We start from the raw sequence: 20825 nt of genomic DNA on the forward strand, positions 1-20825 counted from the left end.
GACGCAGATGGAGACCTGTAGTGCCTGGAGAGAACCTCACCCGCATCGAGGCCGAGGAGCGCGCGGCGCTCGTCACGGTTCACGACTACGACGTCCGCCTGGACGTCACGACCGGGCCGGAGGTGTTCCGCTCGGAGACGACCGTGCGCTTCGCCGCTCGGAAGGGTGCGTCCACGTTCATCGATGCGATCACCGCGGCCGTGCACTCGGTCACGCTGAACGGCCGCGAGCTCGACCCGGCCGAGGTCAGCGACGGCGTCCGCATCCAGCTCGCCGACCTCGACGACGAGAACGAGTTGACGGTCGTCGCCGACGGTCGCTACATGCACACGGGCGAGGGCCTGCACCGGTTCGTCGACCCGGTCGACGACGAGGTCTACCTCTACACGCAGTTCGAGGTGCCCGACTCGCGTCGCATGTACGCGGTGTTCGAGCAGCCCGACCTGAAGGCCGCGTTCCGCTTCACGGTGACCGCGCCGGCGCACTGGCAGGTCGTGTCGAACTCGCCGACGCCCGACCCGGTCGATGCGCACGAGGGCGCGAAGACCTGGGCGTTCGAGCCGACCCCGCGGATCTCCAGCTACATCACCGCGCTCGTCGCCGGCCCGTACGACGTGGTGCGCGACGAGCTCACGAGCGCCGACGGCCGCGTGATCCCGCTCGGCGTGTTCGCCCGCAAGAGCCTGTCGGAGTACCTCGACGCCGACTACGTGTTCGAGAAGACCAAGCAGGGCTTCGACTACTTCGAGGCGAAGTTCGGCGTGCCCTACCCGTTCGCCAAGTACGACCAGCTCTTCGTGCCGGAGTACAACGCGGGCGCGATGGAGAACGCGGGCGCGGTCACGTTCACCGAGGTGTACGTGTTCCGCTCGAAGGTGACGGATGCCATCCGCGAGCGCCGGGTCGTGACGATCCTGCACGAGCTCGCGCACATGTGGTTCGGCGACCTCGTGACCATGAAGTGGTGGAACGACCTCTGGCTGAACGAGTCGTTCGCGGAGTGGGCGTCGACGATCGCGACCGCCGAGGCGACGGAGTGGGAGGGCGCCTGGACGACCTTCAACGCCATGGAGAAGAGCTGGGCCTACCGCCAGGACCAGCTGCCCTCGACGCACCCGATCGTCGCGGAGATCCGCGACCTCGAGGACGTGCTCGTGAACTTCGACGGCATCACCTACGCCAAGGGCGGCTCGGTGCTGAAGCAGCTCGTCGCCTGGGTCGGCGTCGACGCGTTCTTCGCCGGCGTCTCGGCGTACTTCCGGAAGCACGCCTGGGGCAACACGACCCTCGCCGACCTGCTCGCCGAGCTCGAGACCGCGAGCGGCCGCGACCTGTCGGGATGGGGGAAGCTCTGGCTCGAGACGGCGGGCGTGAACACGCTGCGCCCCGAGATCGAGACCGACCACGACGGTCGGATCACCTCGTTCGCCGTGCTCCAGTCCGCGGTCGCCGAGTACCCGACCATCCGGCCCCACCGCCTCGCGATCGGCTTCTACAACCTCACCGGCGGCAAGCTCGTGCGCGACCACCGCGTCGAGCTCGACGTCGACGGCGAGCGCACCGAGGTCGCCGAGCTCGTCGGCCTCGCGCGCCCCGACCTCGTGCTGCTGAACGACGACGACCTCGCCTACGCGAAGATCCGCCTCGACGGGGCGTCGCACGGCGTCGCCCTCGCGAACCTGTCGGAGATCGAGGACCCGCTGGCGCGTGCCCTCGTCTGGAGCTCGGTGTGGGATGCCACGCGCGACGCCGAGACCCGCGCGAGCGACTACCTCGCGCTCGTGCTCGGCAACATCGCGAGCGAGACCGAGTCGACGACGCTGCGCATCGTGCTCGCCAACTCGATCCTCGCCGCGAGCGCGTACACCGACCCGGCGCGCCGGGCCGACACGCTCCGGCTCCTCGCCGACGGCTTCTGGGACCTCGCGAAGGAGGCCGAGGCGGGCAGCGACGCGCAGTTCCAGTTCGTGAAGTCGTTCGCGGCGATCGCCGAGCACGGCTCGAACCTCAACGGGCTCGAGGAGCTGTACGCCGGGACGACCTCGCTCGACGGCCTCGCGGTCGACACCGACCTCGGGTGGGAGCTGCTCATCGCGCTGGCCGCGGCCGGCCGCGCCGGCGACACCGAGATCGACGCCCGCCTCGCCGAGGACGACACCGTCACCGGGCGCGAGGCCGCCGCGAAGGCGCGTGCCGCGATCCCCACCGCCGAGGCGAAGGAACGGGCATGGTCCTCGCTCGTCGACTCCGACACGGCGACGAACTCCGTCGTCCGCGACACCGCCATCGGCTTCGTGCGCTCGGCCGACCTCGCCCTCCTCGAGGGTTTCGTCGACCGGTACTTCGCGATGATCGGGCGCGTCTGGACCGAGCGCAGCTACGCGATCGCCGAGAAGCTCGTCGACGGGCTCTACCCGTCGACCCTCGCGAACCGCGCCCTGGCCGACGCCTCGCGCGGATGGCTCGACGCCAACCCCGAAGCGCCCGCCGCGCTGCGCCGCCTCGTGGTGGAGAACCTCGCCGGCGTCGACCGCGCGCTCGACGCGCAGGCGCGCGACGCCCGGGAGGGCTGATGTCGGCCCGCCCCGACCTGACGCGGGCGGAGGCCGAGGAGCGCGCGTCGCTCCTCGGCTCCCCCGCGTACGAGGTCACGCTCGACCTCACCGGCGACGACGGCCGGTTCCGCTCCGACACGCTCGTGCGCTTCACCGCGACGCCCGGCGCCTCGACCTTCATCGAGGCCACGACCGCCGAACTGCACGAGGTGGTCCTGAACGGCCGGCCGCTCGATGCGGCCGTCTCCGACGGCTACCGGATCCGGCTCGACGGCCTCGAGGCCGAGAACGAGCTGCTCGTCGTCTCGACGCGCGAGTACACCAACACCGGCGAGGGCCTGCACCGGTTCGTCGACCCCGTCGACGGCGAGGCGTACCTCTACACCGAGTTCGCGGTCGCCGAGGCGAACCGGGTCTACGCGGTGTTCGACCAGCCCGACCTCAAGGCGTCGGTCCGCTTCACGATCACCGCGCCCGACCACTGGAGCGTGCTGAGCAACGCGCCCTCGCCCGAGCCGCACCCCGCGGCATCCGGCACCGCGGTCTGGGCCTTCGAGACCGGACCCGTCATCTCGAGCTACATCGTCGCGATCGTCGCCGGACCGTACGCGTCGTGGCACTCGTCGGCGACGAGCCGCGACGGCCGCGAGGTGCCGCTCGGCGTCTTCACGCGCGCGTCGCTCGCGCAGTACGCGGAGCCCGAGGTCATGTTCGAGCTCGTGCGGAGCGGTCTGGCGTTCTACGAGGACGCCTTCGGCGTGCCCTACCCCTACGGGAAGTACGACCAGGTGTTCGTGCCCGAGTACAACTGGGGCGCGATGGAGAACGTCGGCGCGGTCACCTTCAACGAGGGGTACCTGTTCCGCTCGCGCGTGTCCGACGCGCGCCGCGAGCAGCGCGCGATCGTCGTGCTGCACGAGCTCAGCCACATGTGGTTCGGCAACTCGGTCACGATGCGCTGGTGGAACGACCTGTGGCTCAACGAGTCGTTCGCGACCTGGGCGTCGACGCTCGCGACCTCGCGGGTGACCGAGTTCAGCGACGTGTGGGCGACGTTCGCGACCGACGAGAAGACGCACGCGGCCGAGCAGGACCAGCTGCCCTCGACGCACCCGATCGTCGCCGAGATCCACGACCTCGGCGACGTCGAGGTCAACTTCGACGCGATCACCTACGACAAGGGCGCGTCGGTGCTGAAGCAGCTCGTCGCGTGGGTGGGCCTCGAGGCCTTCCAGCGCGGCGTCGGCGCGTACCTCGCGCGTCACTCGGGCGGCAACGCGACCCTCGCCGACCTGCTCGTCGAGCTCGAGCGGGCGAGCGGGCGCGACCTCGCCGACTGGTCGGCGAAGTGGCTCGAGACCGCGGGCGTGAACACGCTGCGGCTCGTGGTCGAGACGGATGCCGCGGGGGTGATCACCGCGGCCCGGGTCGAGCAGTCGGCGGCGGCGTCGCACCCGACGCTCCGCCCGCACCGCGTCGCGATCGGGTCCTACGACGACGTCGACGGCCGCCTCGAGCGGATCCACCGCGTCGAACTCGACATCGACGGCGCATCGACCGACGTGCCCGAGCTCGTCGGACGGTCGCGGCCGGCGCTGCTGCTCGTGAACGACGACGACCTGACCTACGCGAAGGTCCGGCTCGACGGGCCGTCGTTCGCCGTCGCACGCGACCGGCTGTCGGACGTCGTCGACCCGGTCGCGCGCGCGGTCATCGTGGGCTCGGCCTGGGACGGCGTGCGCGACGCGGAGATCCCCGCCTCCGACTTCGTGCGCCTCGTCGTGGCGAACGTCGGGCATGAGACGCAGTCCGCCGCGCGCGGCCTGGCGCTCTCCCGGCTGGAACTCGCCGCATCCCGCTACCTCGCCGACCACCACCGCGACGTGCTGGCCGAGGAGGCCGCCGACGCGGTGTGGGCGCTCGCCGAACTCGCTCCGGAGGGTTCCGACGCGCAGCTGCAGTTCGTGAAGGCCTTCACGCGGCTCGCGTGCGTGCCCGCGCACGCCGACGTGCTCGAGGCGCTCGCCACCGGCGAGGCCCGCCTCGCCGGTCTCGACATCGACCTCGACCTGCGGTGGGAGATCACGATCGCCCGGGCCGCGCTCGGCGCGGCGTCCGACGCCGAGATCGACGCAGCGCTCGCCGCGGACGACACCGCGAAGGGGCGCCAGCTCGCCGAGACCGCGCGTGCCGCGCGGCCCGACCAGGCGGTGAAGGATGCCGCGTGGCGGCGCGTCGCGACCGACACGGCGCTGTCGAACGACCTCGCCCGCGCGATCGCCGACGGCTGGCAGCGCACGACGGATCCGGTACTGCTCGCCGGCACCGCCGACGACTACCTCGACATGCTCGACCGGGTGTGGGCGGAGCGGAGCTTCACGATGGCCGCGCTCATCGTGCGACGGCTGTTCCCGGCGCCCGTCGTCGACGCCGAACTCGCGAGCCGTGTCCGCGCCTGGCTGGGCGCGCACGAGGAGCCGGCGCCGCTGCACCGGCTCGTCGCCGAGCAGCTGAGCGAGCTCGAGCGCGCCCTCGCCGCACGGGATCGGGACGCCACGACCGCGTAGGCCCGCGAGCCTCGCACCGACGAGGCCCGTCCGGCTCCGCAACGGACCCGACGGGCCTCGCGGCGTTCGCCGTCCCAGCGTGCGCCCGGTCGCGCGCGGATACACTTCGATCATCATGCGACCGTTCGAAGAACCCGGCCCCGAGCAGGTCGACATCTCCGTGCAGATCGACGCCTTCCAGGAGACCTGGTACGGCCAGATCCTGTTCAACGTCATCGACATCGCCATCATCGTCGCGGTCGCGCTCCTCATCCGGTGGCTCCTGCACTTCGTGATCCGTCGCACGGTCAACCAGATCGTCACGGGCGTCAAGCGCAAGCAGGACGTCTCCGACACGCAGGCGTTGAACGCGGCGTCGCCGCTCGCCGCCGTCCGGGTCGTCCAGCGCACGCGAACGCTCGGGTCGGTGCTGAAGAACATCGTCAACGTCACCATCGCCATCCTCGTGCTGATCCTCGTCGTCGGCACGCTCTGGCCCGACATCCTCGGCTCGTTCACGCTGCTCTCCGCGGCGATCGGCGCCGGCCTCGGCTTCGGCGCTCAGAACATCGTGAAGGATGCCCTGAACGGCATGTTCATGGTGGTCGAGGACCAGCTCGGCGTCGGCGACATCGTCGACCTCGGGCATGCGACCGGCATCGTCGAGGAGGTGCGCATCCGCGTGACCTCCGTCCGCGACGTCAACGGCACCCTCTGGTTCGTCCGCAACGGCGAGATCACCCGCGTCGGCAACATGTCCCAGGGCTGGGCCCGCGTCATCATCGACCTCGCCGTGCCGTACACCGCCGACGTCGACGAGGTCGAGGCGGCCATGCTCGGCACCGCGAACGAGATGGCCCGGTCGGGCAAGTGGCGATCGCGCGTGCTGGAGAAGCCGGAGATCTGGGGACTGGAGTCGGTCTCGTCCGATGCGATGGTGATCCGGATCGTCATGAAGGTGCGCACGTCGGCGAAGGACGACGTCGCCCGTGAGCTCCGGATGCGACTCAAGCGCACGCTCGACGCCATGGACCTGACGCTGCCGAGCCTCTCGAGCGTCGTGCTCACGGGCTTCGACGGGGTCACGCGCGTGAAGGGCGCCAAGCCCCCGAAGACCGAGCCGAACCCCGTCATGGAGCGCAAGGCGCCGAGCAAGCGCCTGCTCCGCGCGATGCGCGCCGCGAACACCGTCACCGGCACGGGCAGCGTCCCGACCACGACCGACGACACGAGCCCGAAGGACACGCCGTGAGCATGCCCGACAACCTGCCCTCGCCGAGCTTCTACGACCAGGTCGGCGGCCACGAGACCTTCGCGCGGCTCGTGCACGAGTTCTACCGCGGCGTGGCGGGCGACCCGGTGCTGAAGCCCATGTACCCCGAGGACGACCTCGGCCCCGCCGAGGAACGACTGCTGATGTTCCTCGAGCAGTACTGGGGCGGGCCGACCACGTACGGCGAGCAGCGCGGCCACCCGCGCCTCCGGCTCCGCCACCAGCCGTTCAAGGTGAACCCCGAGGCGCGCGACCGCTGGTTGGCGCACATGCGCGAGGCCGTCGACACGCTCGACCTGCCGCCCGTCGCCGAGGCGACGCTGTGGGACTATCTCCAGCGTGCGGCGTTCGCGATGGTGAACACCTTCGAGGAGTAGCCGCCCCCGCCAGAGACGAAGGAGTCCCCGTGGCCGACCCGACCACTCCCCCGGCGGCGCCCGCCGCCCCCACCGAGTTCGACGCCGTGATCGTGGGCGGCGGCCTGTCCGGCCTCGTCGCGGCATCCGAACTCGTCGACGCCGGCAAGCGGGTCGTCATCGTCGACCAGGAGCCGGAGGCGAGCCTCGGAGGCCAGGCGTGGTGGTCGTTCGGCGGCCTCTTCCTCATCGATTCGCCGGAGCAGCGGCGGCTCGGCGTGCGCGACTCGCTCGAGCTCGCCCGCCAGGACTGGCTCGGCACGGCCGGCTTCGACCGCGACGAGGACGAGTGGGGTCGCCGGTGGGCCGAGGCGTACCTCGCGTTCGCGGCCGGCGAGAAGCGGTCGTGGCTCCGCGGGAAGGGCCTGAAGTTCTTCCCGGTCATCGGCTGGGCCGAGCGCGGGGCCGGCATGGCGGTCGGGCACGGCAACTCGGTACCCCGCTTCCACATCACGTGGGGCACCGGACCGGGCGTGCTCGAGCCCTTCATCGCGCGCGCGCGTGCGGGCGAGGCGGCCGGGCTCGTGACGCTGCGATTCCGTCACCGGGTGGACGAGCTCGTCGTCGAGGACGGCGCGGTCGTAGGCGTCCGGGGTGCACGCCTCGCACCCGACGACGCCCTGCGCGGCGTCGGAACGAACCGCGACGTCGTGGGCGAGTTCGAGCTGCGCGCGCCGGCCGTCGTGGTCGCGTCCGGCGGGATCGGCGGCAACCACGACCTCGTGCGGTCGGCGTGGCCCGAGCGGCTCGGCACGCCACCGGCCGAGATGCTCTCGGGCGTCCCGGCGCACGTCGACGGCCGCATGCTCGGCATCGCCGAGGCATCCGGGGCGCGCCTCGTCAACGGCGACCGCATGTGGCACTACACCGAGGGCATCACGAACTGGGACCCGGTGTGGGCTCGGCACGGCATCCGCATCCTGCCCGGGCCCTCCTCGATGTGGTTCGACGCGACCGGGGCGCGATTGCCGGCGCCGCTCTTCCCCGGCTTCGACACGCTCGGAACGCTCGAGCACCTCGCCCGCACTGGCCACGACCACTCGTGGTTCGTGCTCACGCAGCGCATCATCGAGAAGGAGTTCGCGCTCTCCGGGAGCGAGCAGAACCCCGACCTCACAAACAAGGACCTCCGGCTGCTCGCCGACCGCCTCGGCTCCGGCGCGCCCGGTCCGGTCGAGGCGTTCAAGCAGCACGGCGTCGACTTCGTCGTCGCCGACACGCTGCCCGAGCTGCTCGACGGCATGCGCCGCCTCTCGCCGGGCGACCTCCTCGACACCGAGCGGATCGAGCGCGAGGTCGTCGCACGCGACCGCGAGGTCGAGCACGAGTTCTCCAAGGACCTCCAACTGACCGCCGTGCGAGGCGCCCGGAACTACCGCGGCGACAAGCTCATCCGGGTCGCTCCCCCGCACCGCATCCTCGACCCGAAGGCGGGTCCGCTCATCGCGGTGAAGCTGCACATCCTCACGCGCAAGAGCCTCGGCGGCATCCAGACCGACCTCGACTCGAGGGCACTCGGCGCCGACGGCGTGCCCGTTCCCGGCCTCTACGCGGTCGGCGAGGCGGCGGGCTTCGGCGGCGGCGGCGTGCACGGCTACCGCGCGCTCGAGGGCACGTTCCTCGGCGGGTGCCTGTTCACCGGCCGCGCCGCGGGGCGGGCGATCGCGGCCGGCTGACGGCGACGGGGCTCGCGCAGGTGCGAGGGCGCCCGGCGTCCTCGAACCCGATGACGGCAGCGGCGGTGACGGCAGCGGCGGTGACGGCGGCGGCGATGACGGATGCCGCGGCTACGCCTTCAGCGTCCAGGCCTTCCGCCGCACGAGCACGTGCCCCCGTCGGGAACTCAGGCGCGTCCACGGTCCGGTCTCGAACAACGACGTCGGGTCATCGCCGAGGAAGCCGAGGCTGAACGCCGCGAACGCCGCGCCGGCCGGCACGTACTCGAGCCCCTCGATGCCACGGCCCCAGACCTCGGAACGCACGCGCTGCACGAGCTGCTCGCCCGTGCCGTCGGGGATGGTGGCCGCGACCTCGTCGATCCCGGCGCGGGCGGCGCGCTCGAGCGTCGCGGCATCCGTCTCGCCCAGCGGTCGCCAGCCGCCGCGCGGCGGCGAGATGCCCGCCCACGTGACCGTGTTGACCTCCGGAGGTCTCGTCATCGTGACCGGGCGCGACTCGTCGTCCTCGCCGATCTCGCCGCGCGCGCGCACGATGCGATCGACGACGGAGCGCATCGGCACGACGACGTCGAAGTCGTCGGTCTCGAAGAGCTGGAAGGTCCGGAGCCCCAGCACGGTCGGGCTCTCGTCGAGGATGCCGCGCGGGTAGAGGATGGCGGTGTACACGGCCAGGATCCCGTTCGCCGCGACGAGGCGCACCGAGCCGTCCTCGACGCGCGACGCGCGCTGCAGGTAGGTGTGCAGATCGCCGAGCGACAGGCTGTCGGCAAGCGTGAATTGCTGGACCATGGCCTGTCTAGACTACCGAGAGAGCGCCGCGGCCCCGCCCGTCGCCGACCCGCCGATCGGCCGCGACGGCCGACCGACCAGACGGAGGAACGATGAGCGGTTCGATCGAGGGCCTGCTGAGCACGCTGCGCCTCACCGACACCGGCGCCCGCACCGACGAGGACATCTTCACCGGCCCGTCGCAGTGGATGCCGCGCGGCCGCGTCTTCGGCGGCCAGGTGCTCGCCCAGTCGATCATCGCCGCGACGCACACGGTCCCCGACGAGCGCCCCATCCACTCGATGCACGGCTACTTCCTGCGGCCCGGCGACGTGCAGCACCCGATCACGTTCTCCGTCGACCGCATCCACGACGGCCGGTCGTTCTCGACCCGGCGCACGCAGGCGTTCCAGCACGGACTGCCCATCCTCTCGCTGATCGCCTCGTTCCAGACGCGCGACGAGGGCTTCGAGCACCAGATCGGAATGCCGCACGACCTCCCCGAACCCGACACGCTGCCGTCGACCGCCGACGTGCTCGGACACCTCGACCACGACGTGGCCCGGTACTGGTCGAGCGAGCGCGCCTTCGACGTCCGTCACATCCCGTCGCCGGTCTACCTCACCGTCGAGGGCGAGCGGCTGCCCCACCAGGTGGTCTGGATGAAGGCGTTCGGCCGACTGCCCGACGACCTGCGCCAGCACCGCGCCGCCCTCGCCTACGCGAGCGACTACTCGATCCTGGAGCCGGTCCTGCGAGCGCACGGCGTCGCGTGGGCGACCCCCGGCCTGAAGGTCGCGAGCCTCGACCACGCCATGTGGTGGCATCGCGACGCTCGCGTCGACGAGTGGCTGCTGTTCACGATGGACTCGCCGTCGGCCGGCGGCGGCAGGGGCCTCTCGCTCGGCCGCATCTACACCCGCGACGGCGTCCTCGTCGCGAGCGTGGCGCAGGAGGGCATGGTGCGCGTGCCCGATCCGGCCGCCCGCGGCTGACCTCCGCTTCGCCTCGCTCCCTGAGCGATCGCGGCGAATGCGCCATCCGCCGTGCGTTGTGCCGCAGAATGGCACCACCGCCGCGCCCCCGCGGCCCGAAGAGGGAGGCACCACCATGGACGATGCCCGTGAACTCTCGCGCCGGACGGCGCTCGCGCTCGGCGGGACCGGTGCGCTCGGCAGTGCGCTGATCCTCGCGGGCTGCGCGCCCGGCTCGGATTCCGGCGGAGGCGGCGATGATTCCGGCACGGGCACCGACGCCGGCGATGGGGCCACTCCGACGGATGCGGCGGGCGAGGACGTCGCGGCACTCGCCGACATCCCGGTCGGGGGCGCCATCAGCGCGACCATCGGCGGCGAGCCGGTGCTGCTGTCGCAGCCGACCGCCGGCGAAGTGGTGGCCTTCAGCGCCATCTGCACGCACCAGGGCTGCACGGTCGCGCCCGAGGGGGCGGCGCTCATCTGCCCGTGCCACGGCTCGACCTTCGACCCGGCGACCGGTGACGTCGAACAGGGCCCGGCGCTCGAGCCGCTGCCGTCGGTCCCGGTCAGCGTCGACGGGGATCGCGTGATCGCCGGATGAGCGAGCTCTTCGACTTCCAGGTCGCGGGCCTGCCGATGCACGTGCTGCTCGTGCACGTCGTCGTGGTCGGCATCCCCCTGCTCTCGGTCCTGCTCGTGGTGCTCGCCGCCTGGCCGGCCGCCCGGCGCGTGCTCTGGATCCCGACGCTCGTCGGCGCCGTCGCCCTGCTCGGCCTGACCTGGCTCACCGTCGAGGCCGGCAAGTGGCTCGTCGAGCGGGTCCCCGAGACGCCGCTCATCGAGGCGCACGCGGACCAGGGCGAGGACATCCTGCCGTGGGTCATCGCGCTCGCGGTGGTCGCCGCCCTCATCGGCGCGCTCGCGCTCGTCGAGCGCGCCGCCGCCCGCAGGGTGACGGATGCCGAGGTCGCCGCCGCGCGAGGCGTGTCGACGCCCGCGCGACGCAGTCCCGCCCGCGTCGCGATCGCGATCCTGCTGCTCGTCGCGACGATCGGGGTCGGCGTCGGCGCCGTCTGGACCACGGTCCGGATCGGCGAGGCCGGAAGCCGCGCGGTATGGGAGGGGTCCTTCAGCGACGACCCGATCGACGACTGAGCGGAGCGGATGCCGCGGCGGCGACGCAGGCCGGCGGCTCCCCGCCCGCAGCTCAGCGTCGCCGGAAGGCGATCGGGTCGCCGAGGTACGGCTCCCACGCGATCCGCTCGGCGTCGGTGATGCGCCGCGGCTTCTCGGTCTCGGCGTCGACGAGCACGATCGTCGTCGCGGCACGCGTGTACAGCGTGCGCGGCGCGGCGCCCTCGGGCGAGTACACCTCGTAGCAGACCTCGAGGCTCGCCCCGCCCATCCGGCCGATCCAGAGCTCGATGTCGAGCGGGAGCCGCTGGTACGGGATCGGCGCGAGGTACTCGACCTCCTGGCGCGCGATGAGCGAGAGGGTCGCCGAGCCCGGCGACGCGTCGATGACCGCGGTCGACGCGCCGACGGCGTGCTCGGCGGTGCCGTCGTCGTTCACCCAGAACGCCTGGATGCGAGCCTCCTCGAGCAGGCTCAGCATCCGGGCGTTGTTCACGTGACCGTACGCGTCGAGGTCGCTCCAGCGGAGCGGCGTCGGCACGTGCAGGCGCATCTCAGTCCCTCGTGAGCTTGCGGTACGTGGAGCGGTGCGGCTTCGCCGCCTCGGGCCCGAGGCGCTCGACCTTGTTGGCCTCGTACGCCTCGAAGTTGCCCTCGAACCAGTACCAGTCGGCCGGGCTCTCGTCGGTGCCCTCGTAGGCGAGGATGTGCGTCGCGATGCGGTCGAGGAACCACCGGTCGTGGGTGATGACCACGGCGCAGCCGGGGAACTCGAGCAGCGCGTTCTCGAGGCTCGAGAGCGTCTCGACGTCGAGGTCGTTGGTCGGCTCGTCGAGGAGCAGGAGGTTGCCGCCCTGCTTGAGCGTCAACGCGAGGTTCAGCCGGTTGCGCTCACCGCCGGAGAGGATGCCCGCGCGCTTCTGCTGGTCGGGTCCCTTGAACCCGAAGGTCGACACGTAGGCGCGGCTCGGCACCTCGGTCTTGCCGACCTGGATGTAGTCGAGGCCGTCGGAGACGACCTCCCACAGGGTCTTGTTCGGGTCGATGCCGGTGCGCGACTGGTCGACGTACGAGAGCTTGACCGTCTCGCCGATCTTGAGGTTGCCGCCGTCGAGCGGCTCGAAGCCCACGATGGTCTTGAAGAGCGTGGTCTTGCCGACGCCGTTCGGCCCGATGATGCCGACGATGCCGTTGCGCGGGAGGGTGAAGCTCAGCCCGTCGATGAGCATCCGGTCGCCGAAGCCCTTCTCGAGCTTCTTGGCCTCGAGCACGACGTCGCCGAGTCGCGGACCCGCGGGGATCTGGATCTCCTCGAAGTCGAGCTTCCGCGTGCGCTCGGCCTCGGCCGCCATCTCCTCGTACCGCGCGAGTCGCGCCTTCGACTTCGCCTGGCGTCCCTTGGCGTTCGAGCGCACCCACTCGAGCTCGTCCTTCAGTCGCTTCTGGAGCTTCTGGTCCTTCTTGCCCTGGACCTGGAGGCGCTCGGCCTTCTTCTCGAGGTAGGTCGAGTAGTTGCCCTCGTACGGGTAGAGCCGGCCGCGGTCGACCTCGCAGATCCACTCGGCGACGTGGTCGAGGAAGTACCGGTCGTGCGTGACCGCGAGCACCGCGCCGGGGTACTTGGCGAGGTGCTGCTCGAGCCAGAGCACGCTCTCGGCGTCGAGGTGGTTGGTGGGCTCGTCGAGGAGGAGCAGGTCGGGCTTCTGCAGCAGCAGCTTGCAGAGCGCCACGCGACGCTTCTCACCGCCCGAGAGCACCGTGACGGGCGTGTCGCTCGGCGGGCACCGCAAGGCGTCCATCGCCTGGTCGAGCTGCGAGTCGAGGTCCCACGCGTCGGCCGCGTCGATCTCCTCCTGGAGCGTGCCCATCTCGGCGAGCAGCGTGTCGAAGTCGGCGTCGGGGTCGGCCATCGCCGCGGAGATCTCGTTGAACCGGTCGATCTTCGCCTTGATCGGTCCGACGCCCTCCTGCACGTTCTCGAGCACGGTCTTGGTCTCGTCGAGCTCGGGCTCCTGCATGAGGATGCCGACCGAGTACCCGGGCGTGAGTCGCGCCTCGCCGTTGGACGGCTGGTCGAGGCCGGCCATGATCTTCAGGATCGTCGACTTGCCGGCGCCGTTCGGACCGACGACGCCGATCTTCGCCCCCGGGAGGAACGCCATCGTGACGTCGTCGAGGATCACCTTGTCACCGACCGCCTTGCGGGCGCGGACCATCGAGTAAATGTAGTCAGCCACTGAGTTCCTCACGTCTGGAGTGCGCGGTTCAGCCCTCCAGCCTAGCGGCCCGCGCCGACGCGTCCGGTCCTGACCGTTCGTCGGCACCCGTCAGCCGACGGGGACCGTCGCCCCGACGAGGCATCCGCCCGTGCCGAGGCCCGGTTGCTCCGCGCTCCGGTATCCTCCGGCGGCCGGGCCGTACTGGCCGACGAGGCAGCGATCCCCGATCCGAACGGAGAACTGGATCGAGTCGGCCGGCTCGCCGAGGGTCGTCGTGTCGGAGGTGACCTGCATCGCACCCCGGTCGAACCCTGCCTCGACGAGCGCGTCGACGAACGCGGGTCCGCCCGCGGCGGCGTCGGCCTCGAGCACCGACCGATTCACTGCATCGAAGCGACCGAGATCGGCCGATGCCGACGGTGCCGGGCTTTCGGGCTCCGATTCGCTCTGCACTTCCGCCGTCGACGACGCCGCCGAAGACGCCTCGGATGACGGCGGTCGGTCCGCGATCCCATTCACGCCGGAGCAGCCCGCCAGGAGGAGGAGCGCGCCCGCGGCGAGGGCGGCGGCGCCGACCCGCCCGCCCGCATGGACCCTCGGCACCGTCAGTCGCTCGATCCCCACGGGGGCCGAGTCTACGACGCGGCCACCGCGGGTCCCGGGGACGACGCCACCTGCGCGAGCGGGGCGACGGTCAGCGGGCGGGCGCCGGGTCGAGCGCGGAGTCCTCCTCCGCGACCTCCTCCGCGACGACGACGGTGTCATCCTCGGCGACCTCCGGAACCGACCAGTCGGCACCCTCCGCCCAGGTCGGCACGTCGGTACGCCCCGGCTCGTCGTGCACGTCGGACGACGCGATCGACGACTCGCCGGCAGCCTCGGCCTCCTCGGCGGGCTCGACGAGCCGCGCACCGGAGGTCTTCGAGTAGACCGCGACACCCCACGACAGGTCGTGGCCGATCGCATCGGCATCGATCTCGATGGCGGTGCCCGAGCGCTCGCCGGTCTCCCATGCGCGGATGCGGAGTCGCCCGTGCACGACCACCCGCTCGCCCTTGCGGAGCGAGCGTGCGGTGTTCAGGGCGAGCTGCCGGAACGACGAGACCGTGTACCAGTTGGTCTCGCCGTCGGTCCACGCGCCGGTGGCGCGGTCGAAGAAGCGGCGCGTCGAGGCCAGCCGGAAGTTGGTGATCGGCAGGCCGGTCGCGGTGACGTTGTGTCGGGGGTCGCTGCCGACGACGCCGGTGATGGTCACGAGATCGGACATGGGGGCTCCTCAAGGGGTCGACGCCGCCGCGGATCGGCGGCTCGCGGCATCCGGGGCCCTCGTGCCGGAACGACCCCGGATGCCGCTCACCACAGCGTGGCGGCGGCGCCACGGCCTCCGTCGGCGTCGACGCCGGACCGTGAACGGGCCGCCTCGGACGCGAGCTGGTGAGGAGGGGTCAGGCGACGATGTAGTCCGCGTACGAGCGTCGGATCTTGTTCACCTTCGGGAGTGCGACCGCGAGGCAGTAGCCCTGGCCCGGGTTCTTCGCGAAGAAGTCCTGGTGGTACTCCTCCGCGGCGAAGAACTCGCCGAGCGGCTCGATGGTCGTGACCACCTCGCCCGGCCACCAGTCGGACGCGCGCGTGCGCGCCGCCTCGAACAGCTCGCGCTGCGCGTCGTCCGTGAAGAACATCGCCGAACGGTACTGCGTGCCGACGTCCGCGCCCTGGCGGTTCAGCTGCGTCGGGTCGTGCAGCGTGAAGAACACGTCGAGCACGACCTCGCGCGGCAGCACCTCGGGATCGAAGTCGACGCGCACGGCCTCGGCGTGCCCGGTCGCGCCCGTGCAGACGAGTTCGTACGACGGGTTCGGCGTCGAACCGCCGGTGTAGCCCGACACGACGTCGTGCACGCCGCGAAGCGTGCGGTAGACGGCATCCAGGCACCAGAAGCAGCCGCCGGCGAGAACGAAGCTTTCCATCACGGCCATAGGCTACCGGCATGACCTTCGTCGCCTCCCCCGACCGATACGACCACATGACCTACAACCGGATCGGACGGAGCGGCCTGAAGCTCCCCGCGCTCTCCCTCGGCCTCTGGCACAACTTCGGCCACGACCGTCCGCTCGACACCCAGCGCGCGATCGTGCGGCGCGCGTTCGACCTCGGCATCACGCACTTCGACCTCGCGAACAACTACGGCCCGCCGCCCGGAAGCGCCGAGGAGAACTTCGGCCGACTGCTCGCGACCGACCTGAAGCCGTACCGCGACGAGCTCATCGTCTCGTCGAAGGCCGGCTACCTGATGTGGGACGGCCCGTACGGCGAGTGGGGTTCGCGCAAGAACCTGCTGGCCTCGCTCGACCAGAGCCTCGGGCGACTGGGCCTCGATTATGTCGACGTGTTCTACTCGCACCGGCCCGACCCCGAGACGCCGATCGAGGAGACGATGGGCGCGCTCGCGCACGCCGTCCGGCAGGGCAAGGCGCTGTACGCGGGCATCTCCAACTACTCGCCCGAGCAGACGATCGCCGCCGCCGAGGCACTTTCCGCCGAGGGCGTGCCCCTCACGATCCACCAGCCTCGCTACTCGATGTTCGACCGGCACATCGAAGGCGGGCTCTTCCCCGCGCTCGACGAGGTGGGCGCCTCGGCCATCGTCTTCTCGCCGCTCGCGCAGGGCCTGCTCACCGATCGCTACCTCTCCGGCGACGTGCCCGCGGGATCACGTGCGGCGACGAGCCACTTCCTGCCGGCCGAGCGCATCAGCGAGGAGTACCTCGAGCGCGCCCGCGCCCTGAACGCGATCGCCGAGGGGCGCGGCCAGTCGCTCGCGCAGCTCGCCCTGTCGTGGGTGCTGCGCGTGCCGCAGGTCGCCAGCGCGCTGATCGGTGCCTCCAGCGTCGCGCAACTCGAGCAGAACGTCGCCGCGCTCGACGCGGCGCCGCTCACCGACGAGGAGATCGCCGCGATCGAACCGCACGCCGCCGACGGCACCGCCCTCGGCTGAGCGGATGCCGCGAACCCGGCGCGCCTCGCAGCCGGCGACGGTCGCGAGGCACGCCGGGCCGGCTGCGTTCCGCCGGAGCCTCGCAGCGCTAGCCTGCGCTCATGCAGTGGTGGAATGACATCGTCGCCTGGCTCCTCTCGGACGAGAACCGTCCCGTGCTGTTCACGGCCGGGGTCGTGTTCGTCTCGGTCCTCGTCTCCGGGCTGCTCTCCGCGTGGATCGCACGGTCCGCCGTGCGCGGCCTGATCCGGCAGCGCGACCGCGAGCTGCGCCGCGCCGCGATCGCGACGCTCATCGACGCCGCGACCGAGGCGTCCGTGTGGAACTCGCTGACCCCGCAGGAGCAGGTCCTCGCCGACCGTGCGGTCGGACAGGCCGACATCCAGGTCCGCCTCCTGCCGCTGCGCGGCGCCGACGTCGCCGCCGACTGGGCGGCCCACCAGCTGCACGAGCTGAAGCGCGCCTCGGCGACCTTCGGCTACCAGCTCGACCCGGCGGTCGCCGAGTTCCGGGAGCGCATGCTCGAGTGGCAGCGGCACCCGTCGCGGACTCGTCGCGACTTCCGCAACGACCTCGAGCGCTGGCGCCTGCAGCGCGACGAGCCGGTGCAGGAACTCGCCTCCGAGCAGGACACCTGGGTCGCCGAGCAGCACCACGAGCGGTACACGCAGACCCCGCTCGTCGAGGACGCCTCGACGCAGCCGGTCACGACGCCGGCCGCGCCGGCCGCACCCGAGGCAGGCGAGGTCGCCGACGCCGACACCGACCGCCGCGCGGTCGCCCAGCGCGACTGACCCCTGCTGCCGTCCACGACGCGCGCGGGGCCTCACCCGTGGCGACGCGTCAGGCGCGCCACCACGCGTCGAACATCGTGACGGGCTCGGCGCGCTTGTGCCGGGTCTGCAGGAAGCGGGCCTCGATCTTCTCGGCGACCAGGTCGTCGATTTCGCGGCCTTCGAGGAAGTCGTCGATGTCGCGGTACGTCAAGCCGAGGTTCGCCTCGTCGGCCTGCCCGGGATCGTGGTCGAGCAGGTCGGCCGTCGGGGTCTTCAGGTAGAGCCGCTCGGGCGCACCGAGGTGCTCGAGGACCGCTCGCCCCTGGCGCTTGGTGAGGCCGGACAACGGCAGGAGGTCGGCACCGCCGTCGCCGAACTTGGTGAAGAAGCCGGTGACGGCCTCGGCCGCGTGGTCGGTGCCGACGACGAGCAGCCCGCCCTCGCTGGCCAACGCGTACTGGGCCACCATCCGCATGCGCGCCTTGACGTTGCCCTTGCCGAAGTCGCTGACCGGCCCGCCCACGGCGGCCTCGAAGTCGGCCGCGAGCCCGTCGACGCCGCCCTTGATGTTGAACTCGATCGTCTCGGACGGCCGGATGAACCCGAGTGCGAGCTCGGCATCGGCCGCGTCGCGCTGCACGCCGTAGGGCAGCCGGACGGCGATGAATCGCGCCGTGCGCCCCTCCACGGCGAGCTCCTCCACGGCGAGCTGGCAGAGCCGGCCGGCGAGCGAGGAGTCCTGCCCGCCGCTGATGCCGAGGACGAGGCCGTTCGCGCCGGATGCCGCGAGGTAGGCCTTGAGGAAGTCCACGCGCCGGCGGACCTGGTCGGCCGGGTCGATGGAGGCCTCGACGTGCAGTTCTTCGATGATCCGTGCCTGGAGGTCGCGCATGCCACGACGATACGACACGCGTGTGACGGGCGGATGACGCATCCGCCGTTGCCCGGTCGCGGTCGTGCCGTCGGATAGCATTCCCACGACGGAGGGGGGTCCTCGTGCAGGTCGACGTACCCACGCTCGTGCTCATCCCCGCGATCGCGGCGCTCGCACCCCTCGCCGCCAGGGCCTTCGGCCGGTGGATCGCGATCCCCGTCGTCATCTTCGAGATCGTGCTGGGCATCGTGCTCGGCCCGTCGGCGCTCGGCTGGGTGCAGCCCGACCCGTTCATCGAGCTGCTGTCCGACTTCGGACTCGCCATGCTCTTCTTCCTCGCCGGCCAGGAGATCGACTTCGAGGCCATCCGGGGGCGCCCGCTGGTGCGGGCGAGCCTCGGGTGGGCGATCTCGATCGTCCTCGGCCTCGCCGCGGGGTGGTTCGTGGACCCCGACGCCGGGGCCGTGTTCATCGGCATCGCGCTCACCTCGACCGCGCTCGGCGCGCTCCTGCCGATCCTCAGGGACGCCGGCATGCTGCGCACGCCGTTCGGCGTCTCGGTGCTCGCCATCGGCGCGGCAGGTGAGTTCCTGCCGCTCATCGCCATCTCGCTCTTCCTCTCCGGACGCTCGCCGTTGCATGCGGCGATCGTGCTCGTCGCCTTCGCGGCGATCACCGGGGTCGCGATCTGGCGCGCGTCGAAGGGCGACGGCCGACGGCTCCACGAGGCGATCACCGCGACGCTGCACACGAGCGGCCAGTTCGCGATCCGGCTCGTCATCCTGGTCATGCTCGCGCTGGTCGGGCTGTCGATCGTGCTCGACCTCGACATGCTGCTCGGCGCGTTCGCCGCCGGCGTGATCGCCCGGCTCCTGCTCGACGGAGCACCCGAACAGGATCGCCGCACCATCGAGGTGAAGCTCGACGGCATCGGGTTCGGCGTCTTCGTCCCGGTCTTCTTCATCTACACCGGCGTCACGTTCGACCTCGAGGCGCTCGTCGAGGACGCCCGGACGCTCCTGATGCTGCCCCTCTTCACCGCGCTGCTGCTCGTCACCCGCGGCGTGCCCTCGGCGCTGCTGGCCCCGCCCGGATCGAGCGCGCGCGACCGGATCTCGACCGGGCTCTTCGGGGCGACCGGCCTGCCGATCATCGTCGCGGTGACCACCATCGGCGTCGAGGCCGGCGACATGGACTCGGGCACGGCGTCGGCGCTCGTCGGCGCGGGCCTGCTCTCGCTGCTGCTCTTCCCGCTCATCGCGATCGCGATCGCCCGGAGCGGGTCTCGGCGCCCTCGGCAGGAATCGAACCTGCGACCAAGAGATTAGAAGGCTCCTGCTCTATCCGCTGAGCTACGAGGGCCGATCGCCACCACGATACCGCAGGGGCCCGGACGCACCGCGGGCGCGCACACCTCGGGTGCCCGACGCACGGCCGTGTCGGCGCGCGCGGCTAGACTCACCGCATGGCATCCTCGAGCGACCGACTGGTCTGGATCGACTGCGAGATGACGGGGCTCGACCTCGAGGTCGACGAACTGGTCGAGATCGCGGTCGTGATCACCGACTACGACCTCGAGCCGGTCGACGAGGGCCTCGACATCGTCATCAAGCCCGACGCGAGCGCGCTCGAGTCGATGGGCGACTTCGTGCGCGCGATGCACACGCAGTCCGGCCTCATCGAGGAGATCCCGAACGGCGTGTCCGTGGCCGACGCCGAGTACCAGGTGCTCGAGTACGTGCTGAAGCACGTGCCCGACGTGCAGCGGGCCCCGCTCGCGGGCAACTCGATCGGCACCGACCGTGCGTTCATCAGCCGGTACATGCCGCGCCTCGACGCGCACCTGCACTACCGCAACGTCGACGTGTCCTCGATCAAGGAGCTCGCCAAGCGCTGGTACCCCCGCGCCTACTTCAATGCGCCGGCGAAGGACGGCGGGCATCGGGCGCTCGCCGACATCCTCGAGTCGATCCGCGAACTGCAGTACTACCGGCGCGCGGTCTTCGTCGCCGACCCCGGGCCGACCAGCCAGGAACTCCAGGCCATCGCCGCCGACGTCGTCGCCGACGGCACCGCGGTGTCAACGAGCACCTCGAACGTGGTGTAATCTCGTAGGGTTGCCGCTCGTGCGAACGAGCCGCGCATGGTGGGTATAGCTCAGTCGGTAGAGCGCCTGGTTGTGGTCCAGGAGGTCGCGGGTTCAAGCCCCGTTACTCACCCCAATTCGCCTCCAGATCGGAGCCGCTCGTGGAACTCGACGCCGAGGCGTTCGAACGGCTCGTCGTCGACGAACTCGACGAGTTGCCCGACGACATGGTCGAGGGCCTCGAGAACGTCGTGTTCGTGGTCGAGGACCGCCCGGAGGACGGCTCGCTCGACCTGCTCGGCCTGTACGAGGGCGTGTCGCTGACCGAACGCGACCGCTACGGCTTCGGCGAGATGCCCGACCGGATCGTGCTCTACCGCGAGCCGCTGCTCGCGATCGCCGACACCGAAGACGAGCTCCGCGACGAGATCCACGTGACGCTCGTCCACGAGATCGCGCATTTCTACGGCATCGACGACGACCGGCTGCACGAGCTCGGCTGGGCGTGACCTCGGTCGCGCTAG

General features: G+C 71.4%; 20 protein-coding genes and 2 tRNA genes. 14 read left to right on the forward strand and 8 right to left on the reverse strand.

Going from position 1 to position 20825, the window contains the following annotated elements:
- Positions 1-20: 20 nt before the first annotated feature.
- The 5 genes from pepN (GJ743_RS12220) to GJ743_RS12240 all read left to right on the forward strand — a co-directional run bounded on the left by pepN (GJ743_RS12220) (position 21) and on the right by GJ743_RS12240 (position 8466).
- Complete coding sequence (gene pepN / locus GJ743_RS12220; RefSeq protein WP_328289137.1) at positions 21-2573, forward strand: aminopeptidase N; 2553 nt, start codon at positions 21-23, stop codon at positions 2571-2573.
- Positions 2573-5122, forward strand: coding sequence for an aminopeptidase N (gene pepN, locus GJ743_RS12225; RefSeq protein WP_155052171.1), 2550 nt, complete (start codon positions 2573-2575; stop codon positions 5120-5122). The genes pepN (GJ743_RS12220) and pepN (GJ743_RS12225) overlap by 1 nt, the downstream gene beginning before the upstream one ends.
- Before the next feature lie 115 nt (positions 5123-5237).
- Entirely contained in the window at positions 5238-6353 is a 1116-nt protein-coding gene (locus GJ743_RS12230) for a mechanosensitive ion channel family protein (RefSeq protein ID WP_155052172.1), read from the forward strand.
- Positions 6354-6355: 2 nt separating this feature from the next.
- Positions 6356-6751: a globin gene (locus tag GJ743_RS12235; RefSeq protein WP_155052324.1), complete on the forward strand. Its 396-nt coding sequence runs from the start codon at positions 6356-6358 to the stop codon at positions 6749-6751.
- 29 nt (positions 6752-6780) lie between these two features.
- Positions 6781-8466 (forward strand): FAD-binding dehydrogenase, encoded by a 1686-nt coding sequence (locus GJ743_RS12240; protein ID WP_196216991.1) that lies wholly within the window; start codon positions 6781-6783, stop codon positions 8464-8466.
- 111 nt (positions 8467-8577) lie between these two features.
- Here the strand turns inward: GJ743_RS12240 and GJ743_RS12245 are convergent, their stop codons facing one another.
- Positions 8578-9258, reverse strand: coding sequence for a hypothetical protein (locus tag GJ743_RS12245; RefSeq protein ID WP_155052174.1), 681 nt, complete (start codon positions 9256-9258; stop codon positions 8578-8580).
- 92 nt (positions 9259-9350) lie between these two features.
- Here GJ743_RS12245 and GJ743_RS12250 point away from each other — a divergent pair, with 92 nt between their 5' ends.
- The 3 genes from GJ743_RS12250 (at position 9351) to GJ743_RS12260 (ending at position 11369) form a co-directional block, all read left to right on the forward strand.
- The gene (locus tag GJ743_RS12250; RefSeq protein ID WP_155052175.1) at positions 9351-10232 is read left to right on the forward strand and encodes an acyl-CoA thioesterase; all 882 of its coding nucleotides are present in this window, start codon (positions 9351-9353) and stop codon (positions 10230-10232) included.
- Between the two features lie 115 nt (positions 10233-10347).
- The gene (locus GJ743_RS12255; protein WP_155052176.1) at positions 10348-10815 is read left to right on the forward strand and encodes a Rieske (2Fe-2S) protein; all 468 of its coding nucleotides are present in this window, start codon (positions 10348-10350) and stop codon (positions 10813-10815) included.
- A complete protein-coding gene (locus GJ743_RS12260; protein WP_155052177.1) occupies positions 10812-11369 on the forward strand; it encodes a hypothetical protein in 558 nt (185 codons plus the stop codon). Before GJ743_RS12255 ends, GJ743_RS12260 begins: the two co-directional genes overlap by 4 nt.
- A gap of 52 nt (positions 11370-11421) precedes the next feature.
- On the opposite strand, the gene GJ743_RS12265 is transcribed toward GJ743_RS12260, so the two are convergent.
- The 5 genes from GJ743_RS12265 to msrA form a co-directional block, all read right to left on the reverse strand.
- Positions 11422-11901 carry an acyl-CoA thioesterase gene (locus GJ743_RS12265; protein ID WP_155052178.1) on the reverse strand — a complete coding sequence of 160 codons (480 nt, stop codon included), beginning with the start codon at positions 11899-11901 and terminating at the stop codon, positions 11422-11424.
- Between the two features lies 1 nt (position 11902).
- Complete coding sequence (gene ettA, locus GJ743_RS12270; RefSeq protein WP_328289138.1) at positions 11903-13585, reverse strand: energy-dependent translational throttle protein EttA; 1683 nt, start codon at positions 13583-13585, stop codon at positions 11903-11905.
- Positions 13586-13675: 90 nt separating this feature from the next.
- Positions 13676-13939 carry a DUF6993 domain-containing protein gene (locus GJ743_RS12275; protein ID WP_155052179.1) on the reverse strand — a complete coding sequence of 88 codons (264 nt, stop codon included), beginning with the start codon at positions 13937-13939 and terminating at the stop codon, positions 13676-13678.
- Between the two features lie 322 nt (positions 13940-14261).
- Entirely contained in the window at positions 14262-14834 is a 573-nt protein-coding gene (locus tag GJ743_RS12280; RefSeq protein WP_155052180.1) for a single-stranded DNA-binding protein, read from the reverse strand.
- A gap of 178 nt (positions 14835-15012) precedes the next feature.
- Positions 15013-15537: a peptide-methionine (S)-S-oxide reductase MsrA gene (gene msrA / locus GJ743_RS12285; protein WP_155052181.1), complete on the reverse strand. Its 525-nt coding sequence runs from the start codon at positions 15535-15537 to the stop codon at positions 15013-15015.
- Between the two features lie 20 nt (positions 15538-15557).
- On the opposite strand from msrA, the gene GJ743_RS12290 reads away from it, so the two are divergent.
- The gene (locus tag GJ743_RS12290) at positions 15558-16565 is read left to right on the forward strand and encodes an aldo/keto reductase (RefSeq protein WP_155052182.1); all 1008 of its coding nucleotides are present in this window, start codon (positions 15558-15560) and stop codon (positions 16563-16565) included.
- 101 nt (positions 16566-16666) lie between these two features.
- Positions 16667-17359, forward strand: a complete 693-nt coding sequence (locus tag GJ743_RS12295) for a cation:proton antiporter (RefSeq protein WP_155052183.1) — start codon at positions 16667-16669, stop codon at positions 17357-17359.
- 49 nt (positions 17360-17408) lie between these two features.
- Here the strand turns inward: GJ743_RS12295 and nadE are convergent, their stop codons facing one another.
- A complete protein-coding gene (gene nadE, locus GJ743_RS12300; protein ID WP_155052184.1) occupies positions 17409-18233 on the reverse strand; it encodes an ammonia-dependent NAD(+) synthetase in 825 nt (274 codons plus the stop codon).
- 128 nt (positions 18234-18361) lie between these two features.
- On the opposite strand from nadE, the gene GJ743_RS12305 reads away from it, so the two are divergent.
- Positions 18362-19543 carry a cation:proton antiporter gene (locus tag GJ743_RS12305; RefSeq protein ID WP_328289164.1) on the forward strand — a complete coding sequence of 394 codons (1182 nt, stop codon included), beginning with the start codon at positions 18362-18364 and terminating at the stop codon, positions 19541-19543.
- On the opposite strand, the gene GJ743_RS12310 is transcribed toward GJ743_RS12305, so the two are convergent.
- Positions 19505-19577 (reverse strand) — tRNA-Arg (locus GJ743_RS12310). The two genes, GJ743_RS12305 and GJ743_RS12310, sit on opposite strands and share 39 nt — an antisense overlap.
- A gap of 103 nt (positions 19578-19680) precedes the next feature.
- Here GJ743_RS12310 and orn point away from each other — a divergent pair.
- From orn to GJ743_RS12325, 3 genes are all read left to right on the forward strand, one after another.
- A complete protein-coding gene (orn, locus tag GJ743_RS12315) occupies positions 19681-20322 on the forward strand; it encodes an oligoribonuclease (protein WP_155052185.1) in 642 nt (213 codons plus the stop codon).
- 39 nt (positions 20323-20361) lie between these two features.
- A tRNA-His gene (locus GJ743_RS12320) sits at positions 20362-20437 on the forward strand.
- A gap of 25 nt (positions 20438-20462) precedes the next feature.
- Entirely contained in the window at positions 20463-20810 is a 348-nt protein-coding gene (locus GJ743_RS12325; protein WP_155052186.1) for a metallopeptidase family protein, read from the forward strand.
- Positions 20811-20825: the final 15 nt, after the last annotated feature.

Source organism: Agromyces bracchium, assembly GCF_009709675.1.
Lineage (GTDB): Bacteria > Actinomycetota > Actinomycetes > Actinomycetales > Microbacteriaceae > Agromyces > Agromyces bracchium.